The organism is Hydrogenobacter hydrogenophilus (genome assembly GCF_900215655.1).
In the GTDB taxonomy this organism is placed as follows: domain Bacteria; phylum Aquificota; class Aquificia; order Aquificales; family Aquificaceae; genus Hydrogenobacter; species Hydrogenobacter hydrogenophilus.
The window spans coordinates 59,904-84,947 of sequence record NZ_OBEN01000005.1 but is presented as its reverse complement, the minus strand read 5'-3'; the positions used below and the strand labels follow the sequence as shown (position 1 = coordinate 84,947).

Here is a 25,044-nt window from a genome sequence, read left to right as displayed (position 1 = left end):
ATGGAATACGTTTTTTACATACTTTTAGGCTTTTCGCTAATCACCTTTGCTTTCTTTATGAGATCCTTAATAATTCTCCTTGTAGGTTTCTGCATTACAAGTGTTTATTTTTTCATACATGAAAGTGTTTATTTAAACATGTTTATGTACACAGTGCTTTCTATGGCTTTACTACTGCAAGGATATAAAATAAGGAAGTTATCTAAAGGGAAACTCACCTTAAAAGATCCCCTTACAGGAGTTTATTCAAGGCTTTTCTTTGAAGAGTATGTTAGGGAAGAGATAAAGAAGGCATATAGATTTGGGAAAAAGTTTGCCATTCTTTTCATAGATTTAAATGACTTTAAAGCGATAAACGACGCATACGGACATCACATAGGAGATCATGCCCTGAAAACAATAGCTTCAAAGATAAAAGATAATTTGAGAGAGTGCGATATAGTGTCAAGATGGGGAGGAGATGAGTTTGCTATTATACTTCCTGAAACTTCGTGCAACGATATATTGGAAATAACATACAAGTTATACAATAATGTAAACTACAGCATAGGGACTACCAAGATAACCCTTAGTATAGGGTATGCATGTTATCCGGAACACGGACATACATTAAACGATCTATTACAAGAGGCAGACAAAAGTATGTATAAAGCAAAAATGGTTCATAGGGAAGTAAAGAAAGGTTTGAGGCAATAGAGGACCTGTCCAAAGTGTGGTTGTAAGGCGTTAGCAACAGCTTTTCTTCCTTCTTTTCCACAAAAAGAAGAACAAAATAGCCAAAAGAAGAAAAATAAAAGTGGCAAGCCAGCTCATGATAGCATTCCTATTCTGTAAACGAGAAAGGCGCTTAACCAAGCCATTACAAAGCTGTAAGCCAAAAAGCTAAGTGCAAACTTTTTACCCGCTTCTCTCCACATGACCGCAACTGTTCCCAAACACGATGTATAAATGAGAATGAATATCATAAACGATAAAGCGCTCCGCTCGTCCATACTCCTTGAAATAGTGTTTCTCAAGACACTGTGTTCTTCTGAAATCTCAAAGGTTTTAGGAAAGGGATTAATAAGTGAAGAAAAAGCCTCCTTTGTTGCGGATAATAAGCCAAAAAACTGTTTTTTTGCAGACTCATATACTGAAAAATCTTCCTTTTTACCTTGTTCTTCTACAGAGTATATGGTCGCCATAGAACTCAGAACTATCTCTCTTGCAAGAAAGGCAGGAATAAGTGATGTGGAAATTCTCCAGTCATTTATACCTATAGGTTCAAAGATGGGAGTTATAGCTTTTCCTATCTTTCCCGCTATGCTATCTTCAGGTTTTTCTACACCAGGAGGTAGGTTCATGCTTAGCCAGATGAGTATAGATACTGCAAATATTAAGGTTCCTGCTCTATAAAGGAAGTCCTTGAGATACACCCAAACCATACGAAAGAGTAGTCTCAGTGTAGGTAAACGGTAAGGTGGTAGTTCCATAACAAAGTGGTCAATTGTACCTCTCAAAGCTGTCTTCCTTAGGATCATAGCGGTGATCAAAGCCATTACAATACCGAACATATATAGAGAAAAGATAACCAAAACGGGGTTTTTAAAAAAAGTTATAGCAAAGAAGGAAAAAACTACGAGCCTTGCAGGACAGCTCATGAAGGGGATCATAGCTATTACTAAAAGTTTGTCCCTTTTACTTTCCATAGTCCTTGTGGCCACAATGGCAGGAACATTGCATCCAAAACCAAGAAGAAGAGGTACAAGGCTTTTTCCGTGAAGTCCCAGCTTGTGCATAAATCTGTCCATGAGAAAAGCTATTCTTGGAAGGTATCCGGTAAACTCAAGAAAGGACAGTAGAAGGTATATGACAGCTATAAGAGGTGTAAAAGTGAGAACAAAACCCACACCACCTACAAAAGCTTCCGAAAAGAACCTTATTACCAAAGTGGGTGCCCCTAGATCTTTAAGAACCATTTTGATAATAGGTGATACAAACTCGTTTAAGAAACCATCAAGCCAGTCCATAAAAGGCTTAGAAAAATCAAAGGAAATTTTGAAAAGAGTAAACATGATGAGAAAAAATGCAACAGTACCTATGTAAGGATGGAGCAAGAATTTGTCCAAAAGGGTGGTAATATCCATGGATGTAATGGGTTTTCTTTTTATCACTTCGTTGTAAAGGCCGTGTGCAAAAGCAAACCTGTTTTCTCTTATCACATAATAAGCTGGTCTTCCGTAGAGTTTCTCTATCTGCTGAAAATACTCTCTATGGGTAAGAAGTTTCTTTATAAGATCATGCTTGGATTCATCTGCTAATTCTCTGATAGATGCTAAGAGTCTCTCTAAGTCTTCCGAATACTTTACCTCCTTAGGTTTGATACCCTTTTCGTAAGTTTCCACCACTGCAATAAGCAAGTCTTTAACTCCAGCACCTGTCCTTCCGTTGGTTTTTACTACCTTAATACCCAAAAGTTCCTCAAGTCTTTTTGTGTCTACGTCTATACCTAACTTTTGTGCCTCGTCCACCATATTAAGGGCTAAAACCATGGGAATACCAAGTTCAAGAAGCTCAACGGTAAGGAGAAGGTCTCTCTCCATGTTGGGAGTTTCTACCACATTCAGAATAACATCTGGTGTCTCTTCCGTAAGAAATCTATAAGCTATAAACTCATCCTCAGAAACAGGTTCTAAAGTGTATATACCTGGAAGGTCAATGAAGTTAACGGTATATTCCCCGTAAAGTGTGCTACCTTCCTTCTTTTCAACAGTGACACCTGGCCAGTTCCCTACTTTAAGGGTTGTACCAACTAGATGATTGAGTAAACTTGTTTTACCTACATTGGGATTGCCAGCAAGAGCAACCCTGATGATCTTCTTTAGAGGCTTCATTCTACAGATATGTTCCTTGCAATGTCTTTGCTTATTACGATTCTTGAATTGTTCAGCTTTACTAATATAGTCCTGCCAAGTTTCTGAAGCACTTCAATACTTTTGCCCCGTCTTAGTCCCATAGCTTCTACCCTTCTAACCACTTCATCCTTTCCTGTAAGATCGCGTATCATCACCTTAGTACCCACTTTCGCATCTTCCAAGTTCATTTCTTGCCTCCTGAACAGTTTATGGAATTAATATACAGTCTCAAAATCTTTTTGTCAACTTGAAACCGAGGCTGTTTGAAAAATCCCAGAGCATCTACAGAACTTGATTTCTTATTGTGTGAGGTTTTCTTACAAGAGTTTTAATCTCAGGGGATTGGAAGAGGGTAGCAAGTAAGGTTAGCTCCTTTTCAGAGTGGGGGGAATTATTAAACACTCTGACTTGAAACCTCACAAGAGAGCTAAACCCTGTAGCTTTTGACTAAATTTACAAGAAACTTTACTTTATGAAAGTCCATATCTGGCGCTATACCGTGCCCAAGATTGAATATATACTTTGTTTTTCTTGGTATGCATCTTAAAAATTCCAGCACCTTTTGGCTTATGAGCCCTTCGTCAGCATAAAGTAGGTGTGGGTCTAAGTTTCCCTGAAATGCCTTATTTATACTTCTCATACTGCCTATCATATCCACAGTCCAGTCAACGGATATGACATCTACTGCAAAGTCTTTGAGAACTTCTAAAAAGGAACTTGATCCTCTGTAAAAGTATATGAGAGGAACATTCAGTTCCCTTTTTATCCTCTCAAAAAAGGGTTTGAGATAGGTCTCTGCGTAATCCTTATAATCTTCGTAAGAGAGGTGCATAGCCCAGGTATCAAAAACCTGCACCACGTCAGCACCTGCAAGTACTTGACCTCGTAAATACTCCACAAGGTTCTCTACAAGAAGAGTCATAAGAGAGTTATAGCCCTCTTCTTTCCACATATAGAGCTTGGTTTTTCTCAGGTCCTTTGAGCCCCCCCCTTCTACCATATAGGAAAGCAAGGTAAAGGGTGCTCCGCAAAAGCCAATAACAGGCACCTCCTTCTGAGCCTTTTTTACACCCATTATTATCTCATTGACAAAATCCGCAGAATTAAAACTCAACTTTTTTAGACTTTCTACCACACCGTCCCAAACAACAGATGGTCCCTCACCATCCTTGAACTCCACGCGAACACCCATAAGCTCCACAGGCACCAATATGTCCGAAAATATGATCACCGCATCCACCTCAAGGAGCTCAAGGGGTAGCAAGCTTACTTTTATGGCAAGATCCACATCTTTACAAAAGCTCAAAAAGTCTTCTCTTTTCTGCCTGAGCTCTCTGTATTCTTTCATGTACCTACCTGCTTGGCGCATGAGCCATACGGGGAATCTCTCTATTTTTTCTCCTTTTATACTTTTCAGAAGAAGGCTCTCCATAACAGAAAGAGAATATACCACATCTCCTCTTGTTTTGTAGCAAACCTACGCCTAAAATATTAAATCATGAGAAAACTGATCCTCTTGTTGGTGCTGACCCTTTTTGTAGCGTCCTGTAGTAGGAATAAAGAAAGCGTTAGCTCCCCGCAGATAAAGGACATAACCCCTAAGAGCTCTTACAATCTTCTTATAGTAGAGAGCGAAAGTTGTATATACTGCAAACAGTTAGATAAAGATATGAGAGAGAACGAAAGTCTTAAGAAAGCTCTAATAGGTATAGACATTCATAAGCTCCTTTATGAGAGCAACGCTAAGGTCAGGTACAAGTTTGGAAAGGAAGAGGGCATAAATCAAGAGGATGAGCTGGTTAAGATGCTTGGTGTAAATTCTTTTCCCTACCTTATCTTCTACGATAAAGATGGGCGGATCATCTTGAGTATCCCTGGCTACATAGAACCCAAGACCTTTGCATGCGTAGCGGACTACATAAAGGATAACCAATACAAAAGGAAAAGCCTACAGGATTATCTAAAAGACAAAAAATGCGCTTAAAACTTTTCATATTTGACCTTGACGGAACACTCATAGACTCTTATATGGACATAGGTATGTGTGTAAATATGGTTCTGCAGGAGATGGGCAGGAACCCCATAGACCCAGAGAGAGTAAAAGCTTGGATAGGTGGAGGTGCAAGAAGGCTCTTGGAAAAACTTTTCCCAGATGAAGAGCTAAATACAGCACTGGAGCTTTTCAGGAGGTTTTACAGGGAAAATCCTGTAGTACATACAAAGACTTATGAAGGAATTCAGGAAGTTTTAGCTTACCTAAGGTCAAGGGGAAGTTTTCTTGCAGTAGTAACTAACAAGATGGAGGACCTTTCTCGTGAAATACTAAGAAGGCTTGAACTTCTGTCCTACTTTGATGTGGTGGTAGGTGGTGATACCTTTCCAGAAAAAAAACCATCACCTCTACCCATAAAACAGGTTATGGAGCGGTTAAGAGTACGTCCGCAGGAATCAGTAATAGTAGGAGATACATCTGCGGACATCTGTGCAGGTAAAGATGCAGGTATATGGACCGCTTTAGCAAAATGGGGTTATGTTAGATTAGACTCGGTGATGCCAGACTTTTTCCTCTCAGAGCCAAAAGATGTTATAGATCTATTTGAAAAAGTTTAATCTTGGAACTTGCCCCTTTTATAAGTTTTATCCTGTTTTTTGAAACTCCCAAGTGTGCAGAAAGAAGCTCTACTATTCTCTCGTTAGCCTTCCCTCTATGAGGAGGTTCTTTGACAGCAACTTCGTAGACATTTTGAGTGATAGTTTTTACATACTCCTTTTTTGCCTTAGCTTTGGCTCTTACTTCAAGGATCATTCTTCGGGCACTTCTTTAGATATTTTGTAAGTCAGCGTGTAAAGCACTACAAAGCCGTCTATCCCGTGTTCTCTTGCATGCGTGACCTTAATGTCTATCAGACTTCCACCTTCCTGCTCTATGCCGGAGATCACCTCGTTAAGTTTTTGAGTTATCTCTACAGTAGTGCCTTCAAGGTCTACTACCAGACACCTGACTCTTTCCATATGAGTATTATAATTTAATTAGTTTATCTGTGCGGGTGTGGCGGAATTGGCAGACGCGCGGGACTCAGGATCCCGTGGCCACAAGGCCGTGAGGGTTCAACTCCCTCCACCCGCACTTGTTGGTACATCACCGAACTTTCCTACCCTGCTGACCATAACACTACTTACGAACACAACACCCGAATGTTTATTTAGAAAGGGAGTTATACCCTCAAGCACCGCTTCAACGAGGTTTTCTGGCATCACCGATATGACCATAACAAGTGTATCCTCTTCGTTAAATAAAAGATGACCTTCGTGGAAACCGTGACTTCCTTTTCCAGACAGGTTATGTATTATGGTGTAGCCAGTAGCACCAGCTCTATCAAGCAGATCCAGTACAAAGTCTAAGTCCTCTCCTCTAACAACTATTTCTACCTTCTTCATCTCGTAAAGTTTTACGCTTTTCATGCTTTTACCTCCTCTTTTTTGAGATATTCAACCCAAATGCCTTCCAAGTACCTATAAAAGACTCCGGTTTCTGGATCAAAGATAAGCAGATTTATCCATCCGTTTTGCATAAGGTCTCTTATCTTTCTTATTTTGTTGATAGCAGTCCTTGCCAACTCAAAGGGAGCTTCTATGATAAGGGTGTATCTTATGGGTATGTGGAAGGGCTTACCCTCCTTTAGCACCGTTTGGGCGGGCAAGCCTATCCTCAAGTCGCTGTAATTACCCGTCATTACACCTATCCTTCCTACTACATTGTGGTAGACCTTGCTTCCACTACCGTAAACTTCGTTGTCCACTGTTGAGAAGTAGTATTCGGAGTTTATCCACTGACCCACCACCGCAGGACCTGCGAGTATGTTTTCCAACAGAAAACCTTTTTTATCAACGCGGTAGTCGTAAGAATGCAAAAATACTCTACCATCTAACTTAGCAAAGCTTGTAATACTTCTCCTGCCTATAATGAAAGCGTAGTTGCCAGAAAGACCCCATTCGGGTCTAACCTCTGACCAATCGTAGGCTTTCCTGTAAACATCTTTGGGGTCCCTTGCATCTAAAGGCTTAGCTCTTTCCTGAAGGGTGAGATCCTTAGCTATTTGAAGGTCTTGGTTTATTTTGTCCATTAGTGGAATGTATCTTGCAGGTAAAAATTCAAGGTCGTAAAGGAATACTTCATCTGTAGTAGTGTTGTGGACACCGGGTATGAATACGGTATCTGGCGGTATCTCCAATCCGTACTTTTGAGCCATTATCTGCCTTACCACATGATCGTTAGCCATAATGCAGAATATCCTTGCGTTATAAATACCAGAAGCACCACCACAGGCTCCGCAGTCCAAAGCGGACTCATAGGGGTTGTTTTCAGACCTGCTTTCATGTCCAAGCACCAGCACTATGGGAGCAAATTCTCTGGTTAACCCTATGCTTTTGAGAGCTGTGGATATAAGGAAGGCTTGTTCTTCCTTTGTAAAGCCTACGCTTTTAAGTCTTTCCTTGAAAATTTCTACATAACCGCGCTCTATCTTATATTCGTTTCTTAGGACTTCAACTGCTTTTTTCAGGTTTTCGGGGAGAGAGTTCCTACCGTCTAAACAGGCTTCATACACCTGACTTATAACTTTGTCGTTGATAGCTTGTATTCCAAAATGTTCTCTTAATACAGCTCTTATAAGCGTAAAATAGTAGGATTGTATTATCTGCTGTATTTCTTCGTCAGAGAGCTTGTTTACTATTAGAGATGTTTTTGTGTAATCTTTGAAAGCTAAGTCTTTAAATCTAAGATACTTCTCTGGTAGGAGGGTCTTTCCCAAAAAGTCAAAGCCAAAGGCAAACCCTAACATCTCTACCGCCACAAAAGGTGCCAGTATGTGATCCTTTACACCGTGAAGAATGTAGCTTACCGCTTTTTCTTTTTCTACTCCCCTTTTGTTATAAGGTACTTCAAAAACCACATTCCTGGGAGTTACTATTACTGGGCAGAGAAACTCTTCGTGTCCCTTCTGCAGGTTTACCATGGCAACAGGGACACCAAAGAAACCAGCTATACCGTAAGTTTGATACCTTCCCAAGCTTTCAAGATGTCTCCTGAAACGCTCGGAGCGTACATCTATACAAAACAACGCTTGAGCAAGAGGCTTTTCTTGTATTTCTTCCTGAGGTAATCTTATAGACTTTACAAGCTTATCTATGTGTGTATCCTCAAGAGCTCTAAGGTATATGTATCCTTCTTCCTCCTTGAACTTTTCGTAAACTTTTATAAGCTCCAGAACATGGTTTGCACTAAGGCTATTTATGTCTATACCCACTTTTTTCGTCCAGTTTGCTAAAAACAGATAGTAGCTCAATGCTAAGATTTCTGCCTTTGATTTTGTGTATTCCTCTACCTTTTCATGAGGCTTCTTGAGGTAATCCTTCATAAGGTCCAAAAGCTGTGGTGGGCATCTTTTTGTGCCAAGTTCGTATCTGAGATAAGCTTTGGCATATTCTTTGCTCAAAAACTCCTCCAATGCCTTGTAGTTGGGTTCAAAAGGAAGGTCCTTTTTGTTAGCGTCTATTACTGCCTTTGCTATCAAAAGCCTTATAGCTGTATAGTCTACCATATCAACAGGGTGAACCTTCTGCCAGTAATAGAACTTGTTGTGGGAACGCCACTTTATAAAGCCTGCTATACCCTTTAGGCGTGCAAGTTCAAGACTTATGTATCCCTCCCAAAGGGCCTCGGGTAGCTCAAAAGACATAAGCACATACTCTATGGCATGCTCAGGCTCCTCAAAATTTTCCACCATATCTTTTAGGCTTTTCCCTGCCCATAAAAAGAATCTTAAGTTTCTTCTGGCTAACTCCCTCCAAGCTTTGTAAAAACCTGCACTCCTGCCAGGCATGTCTATGGTAGACTGTCCTTCATCTAAAAAATCAAAGGCTGTCTTTATGGTAAGCTCATCTATTGTCTGGGAAAGGTCTTTACCTGTCAGGAGGTTTATAATATCCTGAAGGGTGTGCTTTAAACCTATGGATAGCAAGATGTCTCTGCACACCTGAGCTGGGTCTTCCGTAAAGTGTTCCAAAAGCACACTCATAGTGTCTTTGTTGATCTTTCCCTTATAAAGAGTATTTAAAGTAGGCTCTCTTATCTCATCGATAAAAAGAGTAAAAAGCAGTTCTTCGTAAGGAAGTCCAGAGGCATTTTCTACGGAAGAAAGGAACCTTCTTATACCTTCTTTTAGGAATTGCTCCTTCATGTAGCCTTTAGAGTAAAGGTATCTGTAGTCTTCTCTTTTGAGATAGCCTCTACCCCCAAATAAAAGCTCACCGTCTTTTAACGCTTCCTTGAAGGGTTTGTCCTCAAACTCCCTTAAGGGATTACGGGTTATGAAAGTTCTCATGGGCCAAAAGTAGGCTATGGGTTCAGCAGCTATATTTACAAGAGACCTTATGTATAGCTTTCTTCCCTTCTCCATAAGATCACCTCCGCAGAAGGTCTATATAATGTATGTCATCTCGTGGTCTTCCGTGTAATAATCTCCATGCGGAAAGTGCAATCGCCACACCCAGCACAAACCAACCCATCACTAAAAGGATCATCTGGAACACATTTGATTTTAAAAGGGTTTCAAAAAAGGAGTAGAAACTGGGCATAAGAGGTGTCAGGGACGCTTGCAAAGAAGCAATCACAAGTAAAAGGGAATAAATAGGCATTTTCTCCATTAATCCACCGGCGTAATAAAAACTGTCCGTTTGCAGTAGCCTTCTGGCGTAAACACCAAGAAGATAGAAAAGAAGAGAAGGTAAAAGGAGTAAAACAAAGTGATTCTCTTCAGATATCCAAACCATGCTAAGGAGTGCTGGATACAGTTCTGAGATGCTATCCTTGAAACCTTCGCTTAGTATGGCTCTTACTGAATGGAAAAGTAGCGTAAAACCTGCAAGGTAATAAAGGGGTTCATAAGTTGGTATGTGTATGAACACAAGTGCCATAAAACCTAATAGGGCTATCAGGGGATAGGAGTATATCCAGAACCTCCTTATAAGGTAAGAGGTTATTAAGCTTATAGGAAACAGAGGGATAAAAAAGGCCAGCAAAAGTGCCTGCACGGGAAAACTACCGGAAGGCTCTCCTATGTGGAAAAATCCATAAACGGGCATGGCAGAAAAAGAAGCTATGGATAAGATGCGCACCAACCTTAAGAAAAATCTTCCTATGAGTTTATAAATATCCGGAAAGTAAAGCTCTCTGGAAAGGTGAGCATAAAGACTCAGGTGAATTTTCAGAGGCTTTTCCTTATTGGCAAAGTATATGAGTGTCCATCCTGCTAAAGCAAGGATGAGACTTAGGACTATACTAAGGAAGAAAAGAGGAACGTTAGAAAAGGCTCTCTCGTAGATCTTTTCCTGAAGGCCTTCGTAAGGAAAGACAAAGGTCTGAAGAAGGTGAGACATAAGCACATATACGCTCAAAAGAACGAAAAGAGAGACAACTCCCAAGAAAGCGGTAAGCAGAGGTTTTTCCTTGCCTATTTTGAAAAGGTTTAGAAGTATCTGGGCGGATGTGACCCAACCAAAGAAGAGAAGGATAAGAGGAGCCTTGTACCTAAAGACATCTTGTTCAAAGGCGAAATGTGCAACCAAAACTAATACAAGGGGTATAAGCAAGGTAATAGCACCGTAGAACACAGTAGGTACTTCTTTTTTAGAAACCTCTTTCTTAACCAACGCGTCATAAACTTCGTCTCTTGGTATGTTAGTGTCCCTTCTTGCTTCGTGTATAACACCTCCTGAGGAAAGAAAAAGAGTAGCTTTGAATATACCGTGAGCCATCATGTGGTAAAGTGCAAGAGCAAAAGCGCCAACACCTATCTCCATCATCATATAACCCATCTGCCCTACTGTGGAATATCCCAACGCCTTCTTTACATCGTTTTGCATGAGCATGAGGGTAGAGCCTACTATCGCGGTTATTATGCCTATCAAAAAGGAAAAGCTAAGCCCGTAAAGGTCGTGAGGAAACATAAAGGCAAACCTATTTACTATAAAAGCACCTGCATTCACTATACCAGCGTGCATAAGAGCGGATACAGGGGTAGGACCTTCCATACTGTAAACGAGCCAAATGTGAAAAGGTATTTGTGCAGACTTTATTATGCCACTTAGCATTACCAAAAGAGTTGCTATCCATACCGTATCTAAAGGTCCTGTAGTGATCATCTGAGCCAGCTTGCTTATTTCAAAGGTGCCATACTGTTTATAAAGCAAAACTATGGCTACTAAAAGAGGAACATCTGCAATCCTGTGGGTAAATAGTGCGGTCCTTCCTGCCTGCACCGCATGCTCTCTTCTGTTGTTAAAAGTCAATAAAAAGTAAAGAATTACACCCATTAAGTGCCATGAGGCAAACAGAATAATCAGGTGGTTTGAAAGCACAAGCAGTAATAAATTCCAAGTCATTAGGTCAAGGAGGAAGAAGTATCTTTTGAACCCCTGCTCGTCTTTCATGTAGTTTTCTGAATACTTATGGATCACAAGGCTCACAAAGAGTATGTAGGAAGTGAGAAGAGCTCCAAGCCCGTCAAATCTAAGAAAAAACAAAGAACCTTCCTTGTTAGTAAATATGAGCACATATAGACTAAGCAGAAAGGCAATACCTGTAAAAAGAGTGCTTATTTTCGCGTAGACTTTTTTTTCCACAAACAGAGAAGTTATCATAGATATCAAAGGAATAGTCACAATAATTGCCTCAAGAAACATGCCGGCTCCTCCACATAAGATTTTTAGTTAAAAGAGCGTATCAGGACAAGGAAGGACCTTCCTTCGTAATGGGGCAGTGTATAACTCGTATCCAAATTGCCAAAGGAATAATTAACCACTAATGCCTCTGGAAGGTCTTTTAACTTCAATATACCCTTTAACCTGATGATATTTGTTGGTAGGTTATTAACCATATTAAGAAACTCTTCATAATCAAGAGGTTTGTCAAAGTAAACCACCTGTTGAACGTGGTTATGATTATGATCTTTATCGTTAAGATGGTAAAGTTTTTCTTGTAAAGCGAAGACACCGCTGAAAACTTCGTCAGGAAGCTTGCCAAAAGATGTTTTATAAAGTTTAAAGCTCTTAAACACGGGTTCATTGGTAAAAAGGTTTCTAAGTAGATACTTTTCCCATAAGCTCACAACAATATCCTCTACTTGTTTGAGTGTGTCTTCATCTACAAGGTCTGTTTTGTTCAAAACGAGCACATTAGAACTACCTATCTGGTGTCTGGCGGTATCATCCTGGCTATAAAGGTGAAAGTTTTTGGTGTCTATAAGACAAATGACCGCTTCTATTACGCATCCTAAGTTCTGAAGGCTTATCATAACGGGGAAGGGTTCAGCAGAGCCAGAAGTTTCCACCAGGAGCAGTTCAGGATTGTACTTTTCCTTTAGCTCCGTAAGAGCCTTTTCAAACTCTGTGTGCATAGTACAACATATACAGCCCTCTGGAAGTTCTAAAACTTCAGAATATGCGTTCTTCAGTATCCTTCCGTCAACACCTACCTCTCCAAGCTCGTTGACTATTACTGCCACTCTTTTCCCAGAAAAATGTTCCTTAGCGGTATTTAGGAGAAGAGTAGTTTTTCCACTTCCAAGATAGCCAGTTATGATGAAGGCGGGAATCAAGGCTACTCTCCTCCGTACTCTACTGAGTCTATCTCCTCCATAAACTGCTGTATTTGAAAAGCTACAAAGTTTGCTAAATCTTTTACATCCTTATCCCAATACTCTGGGTCTATGTCTATCTCCTTTTCATAAACATCATGTCCTTCCACCACATACCTAACCCTCAGATACGGATACTTTTTGGTTTCACACGCAGAGTCCTCTTCATTTGGAAAACACAGCTCAAGGTCTAAGTCTGGATTTACCATGTTCTTCTTTATCTCCTCTGCCAACTGCTTAAACTTTTCTTCGTTCATCTGTCAGTCCCCTGCGGTCATCATAACCATCTGTATGCAGTTGCGCTTGAGAAGGTCTGAGCACACATATACGCATATGGCACAGCCCTTGCACCTTGAATAATTTACCCAAGCTACATGCTTGGAATCATGATACATAAGAGTGTTAGGTTCTGGACAGAAAAGTACACACTGCTTACAGTTGTATTTTGCACAATCCGTTTCGTTTACATCTGCAACGTAGTACATACCTCAACAAACCTCCGTTAAGTGGTGTATGCTTCTTCTTCTACCCAGCCCCGCTCTTCTGCTATTTTGAAAGCTTCCCTGATGACCTGCATGTTCTTTTCAAGAAGCTCCATTTTCTTTTTAAACTTCTTTTCGATGGCGCTGTCAAGTGCTGTGGTACCACCCGATGCTACAAAGGTATTGCCCAAGAACCTCTCTCTTACCGCCTGCTCTATGTGTTCAAAATCCACGAGCCTTGTGATGCCGAAGAAGAGCCCTATCATTGCCATATTGGTAGCAAGTTCCGTTCCTGCAACTTCTAAAGCTAGCTTGGTGGCGGGGAACATATAGACTCTGGTCTCAAGCTCTTTGAGGATCTGCCAGTCCTCCTCTGGAATAATGTCCACATCGGTGTTTATGATCACCATACCTTTCTCTTTTAGTCCCGAGTAGAAGGGCATGGTGTAGGACTTTCCGTGAGTGATAACCTGAGGGTGGTAGATCATTATCACATTGGGATAGACCACCTCACCTACCTCGTATATGGGCTGGTCAGAGACCCTCACATAAGCTTCTACTGGAGCCATTCTCTTTTCTGAACCAAAGAAAGGCACAAGTGTAGCATACTTTCCTGCTGCGGACATAGCGTTTCCCAAAATGTGGGCGGAGGTGACCACCCCCTGCCCACCTACACCAGCTATTCTAATGTTATAGCGCTTCATGCCTTTACCTCCTCAGTCTTCTTCTCTATTTCCTCAAAGTACTCTTTTACCTCGTCCGTCATCCACTCGTAGAATCCAAAGTCCTGCTTTTCTCTCTTTCTGGCATCCTCAAGGACCTTTTCGGTAGGTATGGAGTACTCTATGTTGCAAGAAGTGTAAGCGTGTATAAAGGTGGGTCCAAAGTGTCTTGCGGCAAGGATAGCCCTTCTTATAGTCTTGGCTATCCTCTTGGGATTAGTGGGTGAGAGCTTTGCCACATAGACGCATCCTGCAACCTTTGCAAGCTCCACTGCGTTTATCTTGTCAAACTGCTTTCCTTTTGGTGCCATTTTAAGCTGGACACCCTTTGGGGACATTCCGCTCTCTTGACCTCCCGTGTTTCCGTAAACTTCGTTGTCCACCATTATGGTGGTGAACTTTTCCCTTCTGAACCAAGAGTGCATGGTCATACCAAAGCCTATGTCTATAAGGCCACCGTCTCCCGCCATGACAACAACATCCTTTACCTTATCAGGGAACCTTATGGTTAGTGCTCTCTTTAGACCAGAAGCCACTGCGTTAGTATCACCGTAGTTGCCGTATATGAAGGGAACAGCTGCCTGAGACAGAGCTAACCTTGCGCATCCTGCGGTGCCTATAACTATTGTGTCTTCTGGATTAGGAAGAGCTGCGTAAAACACCCTTATGAAGTATGCCATAAAGCACCCTGCACACATGGGGTGCTCTTCCACGAGTTCTTTGAACTGTCCCAACTGCTGGACATCAACCTGCTTGCCAAACTGTCCATATTGAACCAAATCCACATAGTCCTTGGGCATGTATCTTTCAAAACCTGGTGAGATCCTTACATATTCCAAACCCATGTCTTTACCTCCTTTTAGTTTTTTATACTACAACCTTCTTTTCTTTCTTTATGCCAAGAGCACTGTAAATCTTTTCCATGATGAGTTCTACAGGCAGTGTCATACCACCGTAGACTCTTGGACCACCGATAACTTTGTCGTTATCGGGGATGCACGCTTTGACTTCCTTAGCGAGCCATCCCACTATGTTGTGCTCGGGTACTATGACCGCCCTTGCCTTGGAAAGAACCTGCCTTATTTCCTTCTCTGGGAAGGGTCTTATGGATTTTATCTTCACGAGACCTACATTTAGACCTTCTAACTGCGCATAGCGTACCGCTTCTCTTCCCTGTGCTGCAGCACAGCCAGAGGCTACTACAAAAACTTCCGCGTCTGGATTTACCACCTCTATGGGACCACCAAGATACTTGTATATGTACTTCATAGCTCTTATGTTGGAGGACCAAACTTCCTGTTGCCATACAGCGTGTATAAGATAGCTCATGAAGTTGGACTTTTGAACGGGAGCGTCTCTTTGGATCCTTGCAGGTGGTATCTCACAGTCTGTGGGAGGAACAGGTGCTTTATAAGGGTCTCTGGGTGGGAGCTTCATGTCCTCAGGAGTCATGTTCACATAACCCTTTGCGTGAGTTACGAAGAAGCCCTCCGTACAGACCGCTATAGGTATGTACACATCAACCTTCTCGGATATGACAAAGCTCGCAAGGGTAAAGTCGAACACATCTTGCTGGTTTTCTGCATGAAGGACTACCATTCCACAGTTTAGAAGATAGGCTATCTCCACATTGTCTGGTTGTATGGAAAGGGGTGCATTTACCACTCTGGTGAGTACTCCAAGAACCGCAGGTATTCTGTGTCCTGGCCAAGATGCTATAGCCTCTAAACCTCTCAAAAGTCCGGGTCCTGATGTAGCGCTAAAGGCTCTTGCCCCTCCTCTTACCGCACCGGCGATGGCAGACATAGCACCATACTCTTCCTCCGCTCTGTAGTAATCTTTAAGATATCCCTGTGCCCATATATCACCCACAAGGTGCATAACTTCCGATTGAGGTGTTATGGGATAGGCTATGGCTATATCCACATTGGCACGCTTTACCGCTTCTGCCATAGCCTGCGCACCTGTAATAAATTTTCTCTCTCTAGGTGCTTCTAATAAAAGGTAATCCGCATCAACTACCCTTTGCTCTGGCATGCTACTACCTCCAGTTTTTTATTCGCTTTCAGTTACATGCTCACCCCTTCTGGGGATGAGTAGGTATGAATACTCTCCGTAATCAAGCACGGAGAGGGTTTCGTAGTTTTCGGGTGGCAAAGATGGGTTCTCCGGTGGAAGCTTAGGCTCCCACTTTATACCAAGCTCTTCTCTGACTTTTATAAGAACATCTTTGAACTTCCTTATCTCTTCTGCGTGAACATCTCTGAGGGATACCATGGCATCTTCGTGTCCCATCTCTGCACACAGAGCGATCGTAAAGCAGTTGGTCCCAGCCCTTATCATTCTCAAAGATAAATTAGCGTAATGGCAGTGAACACCTACAAATATGCAAGCTTCTATCTTGTTGTGGAGTATGGTAAGGTTTGGGTGGTTTGGGTTTATCTCCGCTTCTGGGTCTATCTTGGGATACTTGGGTCTATAGTCTGGCATGGGTATGATCCTACAGTTGGGTATCTCCATGGCAAGTTCAAGCACCGCTTTTGCCTTTTCCATGGCGCTGGCATTCCATCCCCACAGGACGAGAGGACCAGGGAATATGGTAGGATTCCTACGAGTGAGCATAGCCTTAGCTGCTTCTCTCATGGCTATCTCTTCATCTACTATCTTGCCATAGAGCAATGCTTTACCCGGAGGTGGCAGTTCTACACCCTCAAATGCAGGTGGTGTAGGTATATAACCAGCCGGTCCCGGAAGTACTTCCATATCAACCTCCTTACTTTTGGATTATCAAAAAATTAGCATGTATTGAAAGACTGTCAAGCGTAAAAGGTATGATATTTATCTTAATGATTTAAATCTGGTAAAATATTGTTTACTTTCTAAATTATTCCTTATTGAAGGAGGTAGCTTATGGCATTTGACTTGACCATTAAGATAGGTGGCGAAGGTGGTGAAGGTGTTATATCTGCAGGTGATTTTTTAACAGAATCTGCTGCAAGAGCTGGTTATTATGTGGTCAACTTTAAGAGCTTTCCTGCAGAAATAAAGGGTGGATACGCACAATCCACTATCAGGGTATCTGATAAAAAGCTCTACACTACTGGGGATGGATTTGATATTCTTTGCTGTTTCAACGGTGAAGCTTACGAATTCAACAAAAGGCACTTAAAACCTGGAACGGTACTTGTTTATGACTCATCGGACTTCCAACCTGAGGAGCATGAGGGGGTAATAATGTATCCCGTTCCACTGTCTTACCTTGCTAAGGATGTGATGAAAGCTTACATAACTAAAAATGTGATAGCCTTAGGAGCTCTCTGTGGGTTGTTTGATATACCAGTGCAGTCCATAAAGGATTCTATACTTGCTAAGTTTTCAAGAAAAGGACAGCAGATAATTGACCTAAATTATAAGGCACTGGAAACGGGCATAAGGTATGTCAGGGAAAACTTAAAAAAGACTGATGGCTATCTTTTCCCACCAGCTAAAGAACCAAAAGATGTAGTAATAATGGAGGGAAATCAGGCGATAGCCAAAGGTGCTATAGTAGCGGGTTGTAAGTTTTACGCAGCCTATCCTATAACCCCTGCAACTACGGTGGGAAATTACATAGTGGAGGATCTCATAAAAGTGGGCGGATGGCTCTATCAAGCTGAGGACGAGATAGCATCCCTCGGTATGGCTCTTGGTGCTTCCTTTGCAGGGGTGAAGGCTATGACTGCTACATCTGGACCAGGACTTTGTCTGATGACTGAATTTTTGTCGTACGCAGGTATGACGGAGCTTCCCATAGTGATAGTAGATGTGCAAAGGGTAGGACCTGCAACGGGTATGCCTACAAAACACGAACAGGGAGACCTTTATCATGCGGTTTACTCAGGACACGGAGAGATACCAAGAGCGGTGCTTGCACCTACAGATGTGGAGGAGAGCTTTTATCTAACCGTAGAAGCTTTTAATCTTGCGGAGAAGTACCAGATACCTGTCATAGTTCTAACAGATGCCTCTCTTTCTCTTAGGGCTGAGGCTTTCCCTACACCAAAGGTGGAGAACATAAGGGTTATAGACAGGTGGGTGTACAGATCAGAAGAAGACTCTGAGGGTAAGTTTAGAAAGGCAGGAAGGTTCTTGAGGTATGCGCTTTTCACTGAAGATGGTATAACACCTATGGGCATTCCGGGAGATCCGCATGCCATACATGCCATAACGGGGCTTGAAAGACAGGAAAACTCAGATCCCCGAAACAGACCTGACATAAGAACATGGCAGATGGAAAAGAGATTTAAAAAGCTTAAGAAACTTTTGGATGAGGACACGGAAAGGTTCTATGAAGTGGATGCACCCTTTGAAAAGGCAGATGTGGGCGTCATATCGTGGGGTCTTACCGCGTCAGCCACAAAGGAAGCAGTTGAAAGACTAAGGAACAAAGGTAAAAAGATAAACGCTCTGTATCCCAAACTGCTGTGGCCACTCAGGGTGGACATACTGGAGGACTTTGCCAAAAGGTGCGAAAAGATAGCCATACCAGAGAGCAATTACAGTGGACAGCTCGCTACCATAATCAAGGCGGAGACGCACATAAGACCCATAAGCTACTGCATTTACAGGGGTGAGCCCTTTATACCTAAAGAAATAGAGGAGTTTTTGGAGTACCTTTTGGAAAACCCACAGCTTTGTGAGGGTAGATTAACCCCTGCAGACCTTTATGGAGAAAAGGCGTACGGACTAATTTAAAGGAGGTTTTAGTATGATGGAAGTATCTTTGAGACCAACAGATTACAAAAGCGATGTGGAACCCACCTGGTGTTCTGGGTGTGGAGATTTTGGCGTTGTTGCCGCTCTTACAAGAGCGTATGCGGAATTAGGGTTAAAGCCGGAGAACATAGTTTCTGTATCTGGCATAGGGTGCTCTTCAAGGCTACCTCTCTTTGTCAAAAACTACTCGGTACACTCTCTACACGGAAGAGCTATCCCAGTAGCGGTAGGCATAAAGCTGGCAAGACCAGAACTTACCGTCATAGTGGAGACAGGAGACGGAGACCTCTTCTCCATAGGTGCAGGACACAACCCCCACGCTGCGCGCAGAAACATAGACATAACAGTGATATGCATGGACAATCAGGTTTACGGTCTTACCAAAAACCAGATATCCCCCACATCAAGGGAAGGGCTTTACGGCTCTCTTACACCCTACGGTTCCATAGATAGACCCGTGAACCCAATAGCTACTATGCTTTCTTACGGTGCTACTTTTGTGGCGCAGACCTATGCAGGTAATCTCAAACATATGACGGAGATAATAAAGCAGGCTATACAGCACAAAGGTTTCTCTTTTGTGAATGTTATATCCCCATGCCCTACCTTTAATAAGGTGGATACCTTCCAGTACTACAAAGGTAAAGTGAAAGACATTAACGAGCAGGGACACGACCCTTCAGACTACAGAAAAGCTCTTGAGCTTGCCTTTCACGACCTTGACCACTACTATGACCCCAACGCACCAGTACCTATAGGTGTGTTTTATAAGGTTCAGATGGAGACCTACGAAGAGAGGATGCTTTCGGTGAAAAAAAGATACAAACCTGTAGAAGATATGCAAGCACTTATAGATGTGTGTAAGCCTAAAGCCATATGAGTTATGAAAATGGAGACTTCTCCTTTAGAGAGTTCAGCGGAGTTATCTTAGAGGGTGAGAGCTTCAGAAGCTCCACTCTCACCTGCGCAAAGTTTAAAAACTGTACTTTGAAAGGCGTGGACTTTTCGGAAGGTTTTCTGGCGGAGGTCCTTTTTGAGAACTGTACGCTTGAAGGTTGCACTTTTGAGCACGCCAACCTACAAAGGGCTAAGTTTGTCCATTGTAGCCTTAAAGACTCTTCCTTCTTTTCTGCCTTTTTGGGACAGGCGCGCTTTGAAGATTGTCTTATAGATGGTTGCAACTTTTCCGCATGCCAGATACCTGACGGGGAGTTCGTAAAAAGCTGTTTATCCAGCTCATCCTTTGAAGGTGCTTACATGAAAGGCTCAGTTTTTGAAAGTTCAGAACTCAAAAGTGTTGATGTTTCACAAGCAGACCTCAGGAAAGCGAGCTTTAGAAACACTAATTTTGAAAGTATAAGAGACGATGGCTCTCTCTTTTACGGCAGGAAACCCTGGGGTGGAGAGAGATCTTCCAAAGACTGGAGCGAGTTTGAAAGCTACGGTTTTGATTGATCTTCATCTTTTAGAAAGATCCTCTTATAAACAAAGTTAGACAAAAACACAATTATCAAAAGCAGAGGGATACCTATCAAAAGCATAGCTATGAGTAGCTTACCCAAAAAAGTCAAAAAAGCTAAAAGTTCAGTCATCTTTGATCACCAAGTTCAAAAGCTTATTCTTTACATAAATCACCTTTTTTATCTCTTTGCCATCTATAAACTTCCTTATCTTTTCGTTAGACAGAGCTGTAGACTTTGCCACCTCTTCGTCCGCGTCTACGGGTAGTGTAATGACCGCTCTGAGTTTTCCGTTTATTTGCACGGGAATTTCAAACTCTTCTACTTTCAGCGCGGTTTCATCAGGTTTAGGGAAGGGGTAAAAGCACATGGGTTTGGGGTATCCCAGTCTGTGCCATAGCTCTTCGCATATGTGGGGAGTTATGGGATAGAGCATAAAGAGGATAACTTCAAAGGCTTCCCGCAATACTGCATAATCTTCTTCCCCTTGAGGTTGGTAGTCCTGAAGGTAGTTCAAAAGCTCCATTATACCTGCTATCGCTGTGTTAAAAGAGAGCTCTTCCATGTCCGTAAGATACCTTTTCAAGGTTTGGTGAGTCTTCCTTCTGACATCTCTTGCTTGTCCCTGAAGGTTTTTCAGCCTCTCCTGAGAGTAAGATATAGATCTTAGCTTTTCCAGATTTTCGTGAAAGTAGTTCCACAACCTTTTTAAAAACCTGTAAGCTCCTTGCACACCTTCGTCTGTCCACTCAAAATCTTTCTCCACAGGTCCTGCAAAGAGAATGTAAAGTCTAACTGTGTCCGCACCGTAGGTCTTTATGGCATCTTCTGGGTCTACCGTATTTGCCTTAGATTTGGACATTTTGGCAGGCTCACCTATTTGGTTCTCTATATCTTTCAGAAGCTTTTCATCGTGTATACCCAGCTTTTCAAAAAGAAATCTTACATTGTCTCCGACAGAAAGCTTGTGCTCCTTTAGAAAGTCTCCTATGCGCATAATGTTTATTTTAAATTACCTCATAAAGTATGCCGTTATAGACCTCCACAAGTCTGCTAAAGGTTCTCTCCCAAGAGAAGTTTTCTTGTATATAAGCGCTTATGCTCTGCCTTGTGTAAAAGTTTTGGTGGTTTACGGCTTTTACAAGCGCTGAGTAAAAGCTCTCTGGCTTTTGGTCTTTAACGAGAAACTCTTTGAAGGGCTGAGTTTCAAGCTCCAAATCTGGTGCCACAAGAATACATCCGCACGCTTGAGCTTCCAAAAAGGCAAGCCCATAGGTTTCAGAGTTAGAAGTAGAAAGAAAAACGTCTGAGCTTGCATAAAGTTCTGCAAGCTGTTCTTTGCTGGATATGTAGCCAAAATAGGTAATATTTGGGTAGCTCTTGGCAAACTTCTCCACCTTCTTTCTTAAGGGACCATCTCCCACGAGTATGAAGTGAAAGAAAACTCCATCTACCATGCTCATTACTTCAAGCAAGAGGTCTATATTCTTCTCCGGTGAAAGCCTGCCTGAGTATATGACCTTGAAGGTCTCTTCTTTTACACCCAAAAGGTTGTTTATGTAAGGGTTTCTCTTTGATGGGTTGAAAACTTCCGTATCCACACCTAAGTTCACCGTTTGCACGTTCTCAATGCCATAGCTTCTTAGAAACTCTTCTTGCTTCTTTGAAGGGGTAATAATTAGGTCTGCCTTAGAAAGCTTTTTGTTGATGGTGTATTCTATTAGTTTCTTTCTTATTCCATCGGTGAGAGGTACGAAAGAGAGGTCTGTGCGTACATCTGCATGGTAAAAAACTACAAGCCTGTATTCTAAAGAGCGCAGAGCGGTTATAGGAAGGTAAGTTCCTTCAAGCTCTACTATATCAGGTTTTTCTATCCTTAAGATCTCTTTTATGTCCCTTAGGCTGTTGAAAAACCTGTAGCCACCCGTCATGGGTATGGGAAAGGAAGGAAGCTGATAAACTTTGGTGGAGTTTATGTACTGGAGATTTTTCTTGCGTCCGGGCAATATCACTACATGCTCTACAGGTTTGTCCTTCAAGTAAGAGGACTTCTCTAGCAGGTAGCGTTTGATCCCACCACTTTTGTCATGAAAGTAAGGTGCTATGTCAACGATTTTCATAGGCAAACCTTCCAAAGCCTGCTATGGTACACATATAATCAAGGTAAGTCTTTCTCAGATCAAGCTCTCGGGCTTTCTCTATGGCTTCGTAGGACATCCTGTTACGCAGGTCCCTGTTGAAGAGGAGCATACGCACCTTTTCCACAAACTCCTCTTTGCTGTTGGCTATAAATCCGTTGAGACCTTCCTCTACATGCTGGTGAGATGCACCCTTTGAGCTTACCACTACGGGAAGGCCGCTTGCCATTGCTTCTAAGACCACCTGAGCGTAAGTATCTGTCTCTGAAGGAAATAGGAATATGTACGAGCTGGCATAAGCTCTGGCAAGTTCTTCACCTTTGAGGTATCCCACAAAGTGCACATTTTTAGGCTTTTTCCTCTCAAGCTCCTTTTTGTATGGTCCATCACCTACTACCACAAAGGTCTCTTCTGGAAAGTGCTCCGCTACATACATAAAAGTGTCAAGGTTTTTCTCCTTTGCTACTCTTCCCACATAAAGCACTACCCTATCTACATTCCTACCGAGCTTTGAGCTCCAAAAGTTCTCATCCCTTTTGTAAGGAGAGAAAAGCTCCGTATCCACACCACGCAGAAAAACGCTTATTCTTGAAGGGTTTACGCCTTTGCTTATAAAGAGGTTTCTGTAGTATTCTGAAGGAACAAAAAACTTATCCACACTGTTGGCTATAAGTATAAAGAGCTTCCAAGAGATTTTTTCTAACTCTTCATCGCCCGTGTATATGCGCACGTACGTGGGTATGTCTGTGTGAAAGGTAAAGGTGGTTCTAAGACCCAGCACCTTGCCTGCCACAAGAGCCATCAGACCCAAAGGACCGGGAGTGGAGACATGCACGCCTGTGAAGTTTTCCCTTTCAAGGATGTCCACAAGCTCGGTGAAGGAAGGCACACCCATTCTTATCTCTTCGTAAAAGGGCACGGGCAGTTCCACAAGGGCTTTTAGTGATGTAAGGTTCCCCTCCTCCCTCCCCTCCTTTGAGCACACGAAGAAGTGGAAGGGCATATCTTCCTCAAGGGCTATGTTTCTCATTATTTGTGCAGTGCGCGCAACACCGTTTACTTCTCTGTAGGTATCTGTAAAGTAAGCTATCTTTGTGGGCTTTTGAATGTTTATATCAAACTCCTTCGCAAGAGCCTTTATCTTTAGCTCTTCCTTTTTCTGGGCGTACTTTACAAAAGCAGGGAAAGTGTAAAGCAGGAGGGAAAGGATAAACTCCGATAGCTCCACAAGGGACTGCCTTTTGGTAAGCCTTTCCCATGTGAAGAAGGGCAGGTGCTCTATGAGACTTCTCAAGAGTTTAGTCCTATCAGTGTTTATGCCAAACTTGTATTTTAGACCTATGGCTATCAAAGGATCGTTTGAGTACATAAACACGTAATCCAGCACACCTTTTGCTTCCTGCGGTATATTGTAGCGCCTCTTTACATAATCATAGCCTACTCTGGCAATCATGTTTAAGAGTCTGTCTTCTGTGATCTCCTCGCTTCCCACTTTAGTCCTTCCTTCACGCAGACCCATCAAGAATCCTTCCACACTTCTTGCACCCTCTACCTGCGTCCATGTCCTTCCTACATCCATACCACCGTGGTCATCTGAACCAGCGGTAAAGCTTATGTACTCCCTGCTTCTTAGGGATTTTATACGGTACTTTTCTTCAAGCTCTCTTATCTTTTCCCATCCGCTATAAATCTGGGCTATCTTTTTCTCTATCTGACTTGTAGCATCGCCTCTTGTACCGTTTATTACCTCCCAATTATCAAAAAGGAGGACAAACTTTTCCACAAGCCTTTTTGTTATGCGCGTTCCTTGGACTGAGTAGAGGGGATGAGCCAAAGAATGAGCTATTTGGTGTTGTTTTAGATAGGCAACAAACTCGTATATATTTTCTCTTAGCTTCATTAATTCTTCGTGATCCTTTTCAGTTAACCCATAAACTAAGACATGGACCTTTGCAGGTTCCTCAGGAAACTCCACCGTGTACTCACAGCTTATAAAGACATCAGGAAGGTGTGCTATTTCAAGCACACCATCTATGGTGTTGTGGTCTGTAATGGTTACAAAGCTCAGGTTTCTGCTTTTGAGTCTTCTGTATATTTCAAGGGGTTCCGCGTAGCTCTCAGGACAGTTTATGAGCTGAGAAAACCAACCTCCGGGCTTGTTAGACGCTTTGGAGTGCAAGTGCAGGTCTGCTCTGCCTGATAAGTTCTCCATAGCTTATTAACCTCCTATGTTCTTTTATCTTGCTGAGCAAAACTCTCCAAAGTTTTACTTTTCTTCTGTCTCTGAAATCCTTGGCATGTAGAGCCAGTCTTATTAATCTGTTTCTTTTGAAAGCTCTGAAAAGCAAAGGTGCAAAGCCTATGCTTAGCCAGCTAAGAATGGGTCTGTTGCTAAAGGTTATCACTGGAGAGGTATATACCAGTTCACTTTCCAAGTCCTTTATATAATCTCTGCAAGCCACCATCTTAAAATCCAGAGAGTAAAGCACATCCTCAAGGTAAGGGTTCCCTATCCATGCGGGTGGCACAAATATGTCTGACTTTATACCTACCGCTTCAAAAATGTCTTTACCTTCCTTGATCCTCTGATAGGTCTGCATGAGGTTTAGGTTTGAGAATTCACCTTCGCCAGAAGTCCAGATTATGTCCTTTATGCTTCCACCTTCGTGGTAGCACCCATGAAGCACCACTTCCTGTTTTGTAGAAAGGATGGTATGTACAAACTCAGGGTGTTCGTATAGGTGAGCCTTCCCCCAAAAATTGGGCACTACCAGCAGAGAGTATTTTTTTATACCACACAGGGACATGAGCTTTATAGCTTGCAGTGTCTCCTTGTAGTAGTAAGGCGAAACATCGTGTATCTCTACCAGAGCCAAGTTCATACTAAGAAGTCTAAGA

27 protein-coding genes and 1 tRNA gene are annotated in these 25,044 nt (G+C 42.2%); 7 read left to right on the top strand and 21 right to left on the bottom strand.

The features are described from left to right. On the top strand, nucleotides 1-696 hold the full coding sequence (locus CP948_RS05580) for a GGDEF domain-containing protein (RefSeq protein WP_096602212.1): 696 nt from the start codon (nucleotides 1-3) through the stop codon (nucleotides 694-696). Nucleotides 697-726: 30 nt separating this feature from the next. Here the strand turns inward: CP948_RS05580 and CP948_RS09045 are convergent, their stop codons facing one another. The 4 genes from CP948_RS09045 to hemE form a co-directional block, all read right to left on the bottom strand. Then, the gene (locus CP948_RS09045; protein ID WP_096602209.1) at nucleotides 727-813 is read right to left on the bottom strand and encodes an LPXTG cell wall anchor domain-containing protein; all 87 of its coding nucleotides are present in this window, start codon (nucleotides 811-813) and stop codon (nucleotides 727-729) included. Further along, nucleotides 810-2,873, bottom strand: a complete 2,064-nt coding sequence (gene feoB, locus CP948_RS05570; protein WP_096602207.1) for a ferrous iron transport protein B — start codon at nucleotides 2,871-2,873, stop codon at nucleotides 810-812. Before feoB ends, CP948_RS09045 begins: the two co-directional genes overlap by 4 nt. Continuing rightward, nucleotides 2,870-3,082, bottom strand: coding sequence for a FeoA family protein (locus tag CP948_RS05565; RefSeq protein WP_096602205.1), 213 nt, complete (start codon nucleotides 3,080-3,082; stop codon nucleotides 2,870-2,872). Before CP948_RS05565 ends, feoB begins: the two co-directional genes overlap by 4 nt. A gap of 239 nt (nucleotides 3,083-3,321) precedes the next feature. Continuing rightward, nucleotides 3,322-4,326: a uroporphyrinogen decarboxylase gene (gene hemE / locus CP948_RS05560; RefSeq protein ID WP_096602203.1), complete on the bottom strand. Its 1,005-nt coding sequence runs from the start codon at nucleotides 4,324-4,326 to the stop codon at nucleotides 3,322-3,324. A 66-nt stretch (nucleotides 4,327-4,392) separates the two neighbouring features. On the opposite strand from hemE, the gene CP948_RS05555 reads away from it, so the two are divergent. Both CP948_RS05555 and CP948_RS05550 read left to right on the top strand, forming a co-directional pair. Further along, nucleotides 4,393-4,878 (top strand): thioredoxin family protein, encoded by a 486-nt coding sequence (locus CP948_RS05555; RefSeq protein WP_096602201.1) that lies wholly within the window; start codon nucleotides 4,393-4,395, stop codon nucleotides 4,876-4,878. Next, a complete protein-coding gene (locus tag CP948_RS05550) occupies nucleotides 4,869-5,504 on the top strand; it encodes an HAD family hydrolase (RefSeq protein ID WP_096602199.1) in 636 nt (211 codons plus the stop codon). Before CP948_RS05555 ends, CP948_RS05550 begins: the two co-directional genes overlap by 10 nt. On the opposite strand, the gene CP948_RS05545 is transcribed toward CP948_RS05550, so the two are convergent. Next, nucleotides 5,479-5,700, bottom strand: coding sequence for a DUF167 domain-containing protein (locus tag CP948_RS05545; protein ID WP_096602197.1), 222 nt, complete (start codon nucleotides 5,698-5,700; stop codon nucleotides 5,479-5,481). The genes CP948_RS05550 and CP948_RS05545 overlap by 26 nt on opposite strands. Then, the gene (locus CP948_RS05540) at nucleotides 5,697-5,906 is read right to left on the bottom strand and encodes a hypothetical protein (protein WP_096602195.1); all 210 of its coding nucleotides are present in this window, start codon (nucleotides 5,904-5,906) and stop codon (nucleotides 5,697-5,699) included. Before CP948_RS05540 ends, CP948_RS05545 begins: the two co-directional genes overlap by 4 nt. 31 nt (nucleotides 5,907-5,937) lie before the next feature. On the opposite strand from CP948_RS05540, the gene CP948_RS05535 reads away from it, so the two are divergent. After that, nucleotides 5,938-6,021: transfer RNA gene (locus tag CP948_RS05535), tRNA-Leu, on the top strand. Here CP948_RS05535 and CP948_RS05530 read toward each other — a convergent pair. From CP948_RS05530 to CP948_RS05485, 10 genes are read right to left on the bottom strand one after another with little or no spacing between them, the layout of a single operon-like run. After that, nucleotides 6,003-6,356, bottom strand: coding sequence for a DUF190 domain-containing protein (locus CP948_RS05530; protein WP_096602193.1), 354 nt, complete (start codon nucleotides 6,354-6,356; stop codon nucleotides 6,003-6,005). The genes CP948_RS05535 and CP948_RS05530 overlap by 19 nt on opposite strands. After that, nucleotides 6,353-9,352, bottom strand: coding sequence for a DUF2309 domain-containing protein (locus CP948_RS05525; RefSeq protein WP_096602191.1), 3,000 nt, complete (start codon nucleotides 9,350-9,352; stop codon nucleotides 6,353-6,355). The genes CP948_RS05530 and CP948_RS05525 overlap by 4 nt, the downstream gene beginning before the upstream one ends. Before the next feature lie 4 nt (nucleotides 9,353-9,356). Next, nucleotides 9,357-11,636: a proton-conducting transporter transmembrane domain-containing protein gene (locus CP948_RS05520; protein ID WP_096602189.1), complete on the bottom strand. Its 2,280-nt coding sequence runs from the start codon at nucleotides 11,634-11,636 to the stop codon at nucleotides 9,357-9,359. A 23-nt stretch (nucleotides 11,637-11,659) separates the two neighbouring features. Then, on the bottom strand, nucleotides 11,660-12,550 hold the full coding sequence (locus tag CP948_RS05515) for a CobW family GTP-binding protein (protein WP_096602187.1): 891 nt from the start codon (nucleotides 12,548-12,550) through the stop codon (nucleotides 11,660-11,662). Nucleotides 12,551-12,552: 2 nt separating this feature from the next. Continuing rightward, the gene (locus CP948_RS05510; RefSeq protein ID WP_096602185.1) at nucleotides 12,553-12,846 is read right to left on the bottom strand and encodes a hypothetical protein; all 294 of its coding nucleotides are present in this window, start codon (nucleotides 12,844-12,846) and stop codon (nucleotides 12,553-12,555) included. A gap of 3 nt (nucleotides 12,847-12,849) precedes the next feature. Continuing rightward, on the bottom strand, nucleotides 12,850-13,074 hold the full coding sequence (locus CP948_RS05505) for a ferredoxin oxidoreductase (protein WP_096602183.1): 225 nt from the start codon (nucleotides 13,072-13,074) through the stop codon (nucleotides 12,850-12,852). A 17-nt stretch (nucleotides 13,075-13,091) separates the two neighbouring features. After that, nucleotides 13,092-13,775, bottom strand: a complete 684-nt coding sequence (locus CP948_RS05500) for a 2-oxoacid:ferredoxin oxidoreductase subunit gamma family protein (protein ID WP_096602181.1) — start codon at nucleotides 13,773-13,775, stop codon at nucleotides 13,092-13,094. Beyond that, a complete protein-coding gene (locus CP948_RS05495; RefSeq protein ID WP_096602179.1) occupies nucleotides 13,772-14,638 on the bottom strand; it encodes a thiamine pyrophosphate-dependent enzyme in 867 nt (288 codons plus the stop codon). Before CP948_RS05495 ends, CP948_RS05500 begins: the two co-directional genes overlap by 4 nt. Before the next feature lie 22 nt (nucleotides 14,639-14,660). Next, nucleotides 14,661-15,830, bottom strand: a complete 1,170-nt coding sequence (locus tag CP948_RS05490) for a transketolase C-terminal domain-containing protein (protein WP_096602177.1) — start codon at nucleotides 15,828-15,830, stop codon at nucleotides 14,661-14,663. A gap of 18 nt (nucleotides 15,831-15,848) precedes the next feature. Next, on the bottom strand, nucleotides 15,849-16,556 hold the full coding sequence (locus CP948_RS05485; RefSeq protein ID WP_096602175.1) for a carbon monoxide dehydrogenase beta subunit family protein: 708 nt from the start codon (nucleotides 16,554-16,556) through the stop codon (nucleotides 15,849-15,851). A 147-nt stretch (nucleotides 16,557-16,703) separates the two neighbouring features. Between CP948_RS05485 and CP948_RS05480 the strand changes: the two genes are divergently transcribed. The 3 genes from CP948_RS05480 to CP948_RS05470 are packed head-to-tail and all read left to right on the top strand — an operon-like array spanning nucleotide 16,704 to nucleotide 20,003. Then, nucleotides 16,704-18,527, top strand: a complete 1,824-nt coding sequence (locus CP948_RS05480) for a 2-oxoacid:acceptor oxidoreductase subunit alpha (RefSeq protein WP_096602172.1) — start codon at nucleotides 16,704-16,706, stop codon at nucleotides 18,525-18,527. A gap of 13 nt (nucleotides 18,528-18,540) precedes the next feature. Further along, nucleotides 18,541-19,428 (top strand): 2-oxoacid:ferredoxin oxidoreductase subunit beta, encoded by an 888-nt coding sequence (locus tag CP948_RS05475; protein ID WP_096602170.1) that lies wholly within the window; start codon nucleotides 18,541-18,543, stop codon nucleotides 19,426-19,428. Beyond that, the gene (locus CP948_RS05470) at nucleotides 19,425-20,003 is read left to right on the top strand and encodes a pentapeptide repeat-containing protein (RefSeq protein WP_096602168.1); all 579 of its coding nucleotides are present in this window, start codon (nucleotides 19,425-19,427) and stop codon (nucleotides 20,001-20,003) included. Before CP948_RS05475 ends, CP948_RS05470 begins: the two co-directional genes overlap by 4 nt. On the opposite strand, the gene CP948_RS08860 is transcribed toward CP948_RS05470, so the two are convergent. Genes CP948_RS08860 through CP948_RS05450 form a run of 5 tightly spaced genes read right to left on the bottom strand, consistent with a single transcriptional unit; the run spans nucleotide 19,988 to nucleotide 25,028 of the window. Then, nucleotides 19,988-20,140 carry a hypothetical protein gene (locus tag CP948_RS08860; RefSeq protein ID WP_180764094.1) on the bottom strand — a complete coding sequence of 51 codons (153 nt, stop codon included), beginning with the start codon at nucleotides 20,138-20,140 and terminating at the stop codon, nucleotides 19,988-19,990. The genes CP948_RS05470 and CP948_RS08860 overlap by 16 nt on opposite strands. Continuing rightward, nucleotides 20,133-21,005 carry a class I tRNA ligase family protein gene (locus tag CP948_RS05465; RefSeq protein ID WP_096602166.1) on the bottom strand — a complete coding sequence of 291 codons (873 nt, stop codon included), beginning with the start codon at nucleotides 21,003-21,005 and terminating at the stop codon, nucleotides 20,133-20,135. The genes CP948_RS08860 and CP948_RS05465 overlap by 8 nt, the downstream gene beginning before the upstream one ends. A gap of 10 nt (nucleotides 21,006-21,015) precedes the next feature. Beyond that, nucleotides 21,016-22,128 carry a glycosyltransferase gene (locus tag CP948_RS05460; RefSeq protein WP_096602163.1) on the bottom strand — a complete coding sequence of 371 codons (1,113 nt, stop codon included), beginning with the start codon at nucleotides 22,126-22,128 and terminating at the stop codon, nucleotides 21,016-21,018. Next, nucleotides 22,115-24,358, bottom strand: a complete 2,244-nt coding sequence (locus CP948_RS05455; RefSeq protein WP_096602161.1) for a glycosyltransferase — start codon at nucleotides 24,356-24,358, stop codon at nucleotides 22,115-22,117. Before CP948_RS05455 ends, CP948_RS05460 begins: the two co-directional genes overlap by 14 nt. Further along, complete coding sequence (locus tag CP948_RS05450; RefSeq protein ID WP_096602159.1) at nucleotides 24,306-25,028, bottom strand: DUF2334 domain-containing protein; 723 nt, start codon at nucleotides 25,026-25,028, stop codon at nucleotides 24,306-24,308. The genes CP948_RS05455 and CP948_RS05450 overlap by 53 nt, the downstream gene beginning before the upstream one ends. Nucleotides 25,029-25,044: the final 16 nt, after the last annotated feature.

Coding starts and splice junctions, on each gene's coding strand:
- CP948_RS05510 (WP_096602185.1), bottom strand. CDS start 12,846: ATGAACGAAGAAAAGTTTAAGCAGTTGGCAGAGGAGATAAAGAAGAAC.
- CP948_RS05495 (WP_096602179.1), bottom strand. CDS start 14,638: ATGGGTTTGGAATATGTAAGGATCTCACCAGGTTTTGAAAGATACATG.
- feoB (WP_096602207.1), bottom strand. CDS start 2,873: ATGAAGCCTCTAAAGAAGATCATCAGGGTTGCTCTTGCTGGCAATCCC.
- CP948_RS05555 (WP_096602201.1), top strand. CDS start 4,393: ATGAGAAAACTGATCCTCTTGTTGGTGCTGACCCTTTTTGTAGCGTCC.
- CP948_RS05470 (WP_096602168.1), top strand. CDS start 19,425: ATGAGTTATGAAAATGGAGACTTCTCCTTTAGAGAGTTCAGCGGAGTT.
- CP948_RS05465 (WP_096602166.1), bottom strand. CDS start 21,005: ATGCGCATAGGAGACTTTCTAAAGGAGCACAAGCTTTCTGTCGGAGAC.
- CP948_RS05500 (WP_096602181.1), bottom strand. CDS start 13,775: ATGAAGCGCTATAACATTAGAATAGCTGGTGTAGGTGGGCAGGGGGTG.
- CP948_RS05480 (WP_096602172.1), top strand. CDS start 16,704: ATGGCATTTGACTTGACCATTAAGATAGGTGGCGAAGGTGGTGAAGGT.
- CP948_RS05450 (WP_096602159.1), bottom strand. CDS start 25,028: ATGAACTTGGCTCTGGTAGAGATACACGATGTTTCGCCTTACTACTAC.
- CP948_RS08860 (WP_180764094.1), bottom strand. CDS start 20,140: ATGACTGAACTTTTAGCTTTTTTGACTTTTTTGGGTAAGCTACTCATA.
- CP948_RS05530 (WP_096602193.1), bottom strand. CDS start 6,356: ATGAAAAGCGTAAAACTTTACGAGATGAAGAAGGTAGAAATAGTTGTT.
- CP948_RS05520 (WP_096602189.1), bottom strand. CDS start 11,636: ATGTTTCTTGAGGCAATTATTGTGACTATTCCTTTGATATCTATGATA.
- CP948_RS05525 (WP_096602191.1), bottom strand. CDS start 9,352: ATGGAGAAGGGAAGAAAGCTATACATAAGGTCTCTTGTAAATATAGCT.
- CP948_RS05550 (WP_096602199.1), top strand. CDS start 4,869: ATGCGCTTAAAACTTTTCATATTTGACCTTGACGGAACACTCATAGAC.
- CP948_RS05460 (WP_096602163.1), bottom strand. CDS start 22,128: ATGAAAATCGTTGACATAGCACCTTACTTTCATGACAAAAGTGGTGGG.
- CP948_RS09045 (WP_096602209.1), bottom strand. CDS start 813: ATGAGCTGGCTTGCCACTTTTATTTTTCTTCTTTTGGCTATTTTGTTC.
- CP948_RS05565 (WP_096602205.1), bottom strand. CDS start 3,082: ATGAACTTGGAAGATGCGAAAGTGGGTACTAAGGTGATGATACGCGAT.
- CP948_RS05475 (WP_096602170.1), top strand. CDS start 18,541: ATGATGGAAGTATCTTTGAGACCAACAGATTACAAAAGCGATGTGGAA.
- CP948_RS05545 (WP_096602197.1), bottom strand. CDS start 5,700: ATGATCCTTGAAGTAAGAGCCAAAGCTAAGGCAAAAAAGGAGTATGTA.
- CP948_RS05490 (WP_096602177.1), bottom strand. CDS start 15,830: ATGCCAGAGCAAAGGGTAGTTGATGCGGATTACCTTTTATTAGAAGCA.
- CP948_RS05580 (WP_096602212.1), top strand. CDS start 1: ATGGAATACGTTTTTTACATACTTTTAGGCTTTTCGCTAATCACCTTT.
- CP948_RS05540 (WP_096602195.1), bottom strand. CDS start 5,906: ATGGAAAGAGTCAGGTGTCTGGTAGTAGACCTTGAAGGCACTACTGTA.
- CP948_RS05505 (WP_096602183.1), bottom strand. CDS start 13,074: ATGTACTACGTTGCAGATGTAAACGAAACGGATTGTGCAAAATACAAC.
- CP948_RS05485 (WP_096602175.1), bottom strand. CDS start 16,556: ATGGAAGTACTTCCGGGACCGGCTGGTTATATACCTACACCACCTGCA.
- hemE (WP_096602203.1), bottom strand. CDS start 4,326: ATGGAGAGCCTTCTTCTGAAAAGTATAAAAGGAGAAAAAATAGAGAGA.
- CP948_RS05455 (WP_096602161.1), bottom strand. CDS start 24,358: ATGGAGAACTTATCAGGCAGAGCAGACCTGCACTTGCACTCCAAAGCG.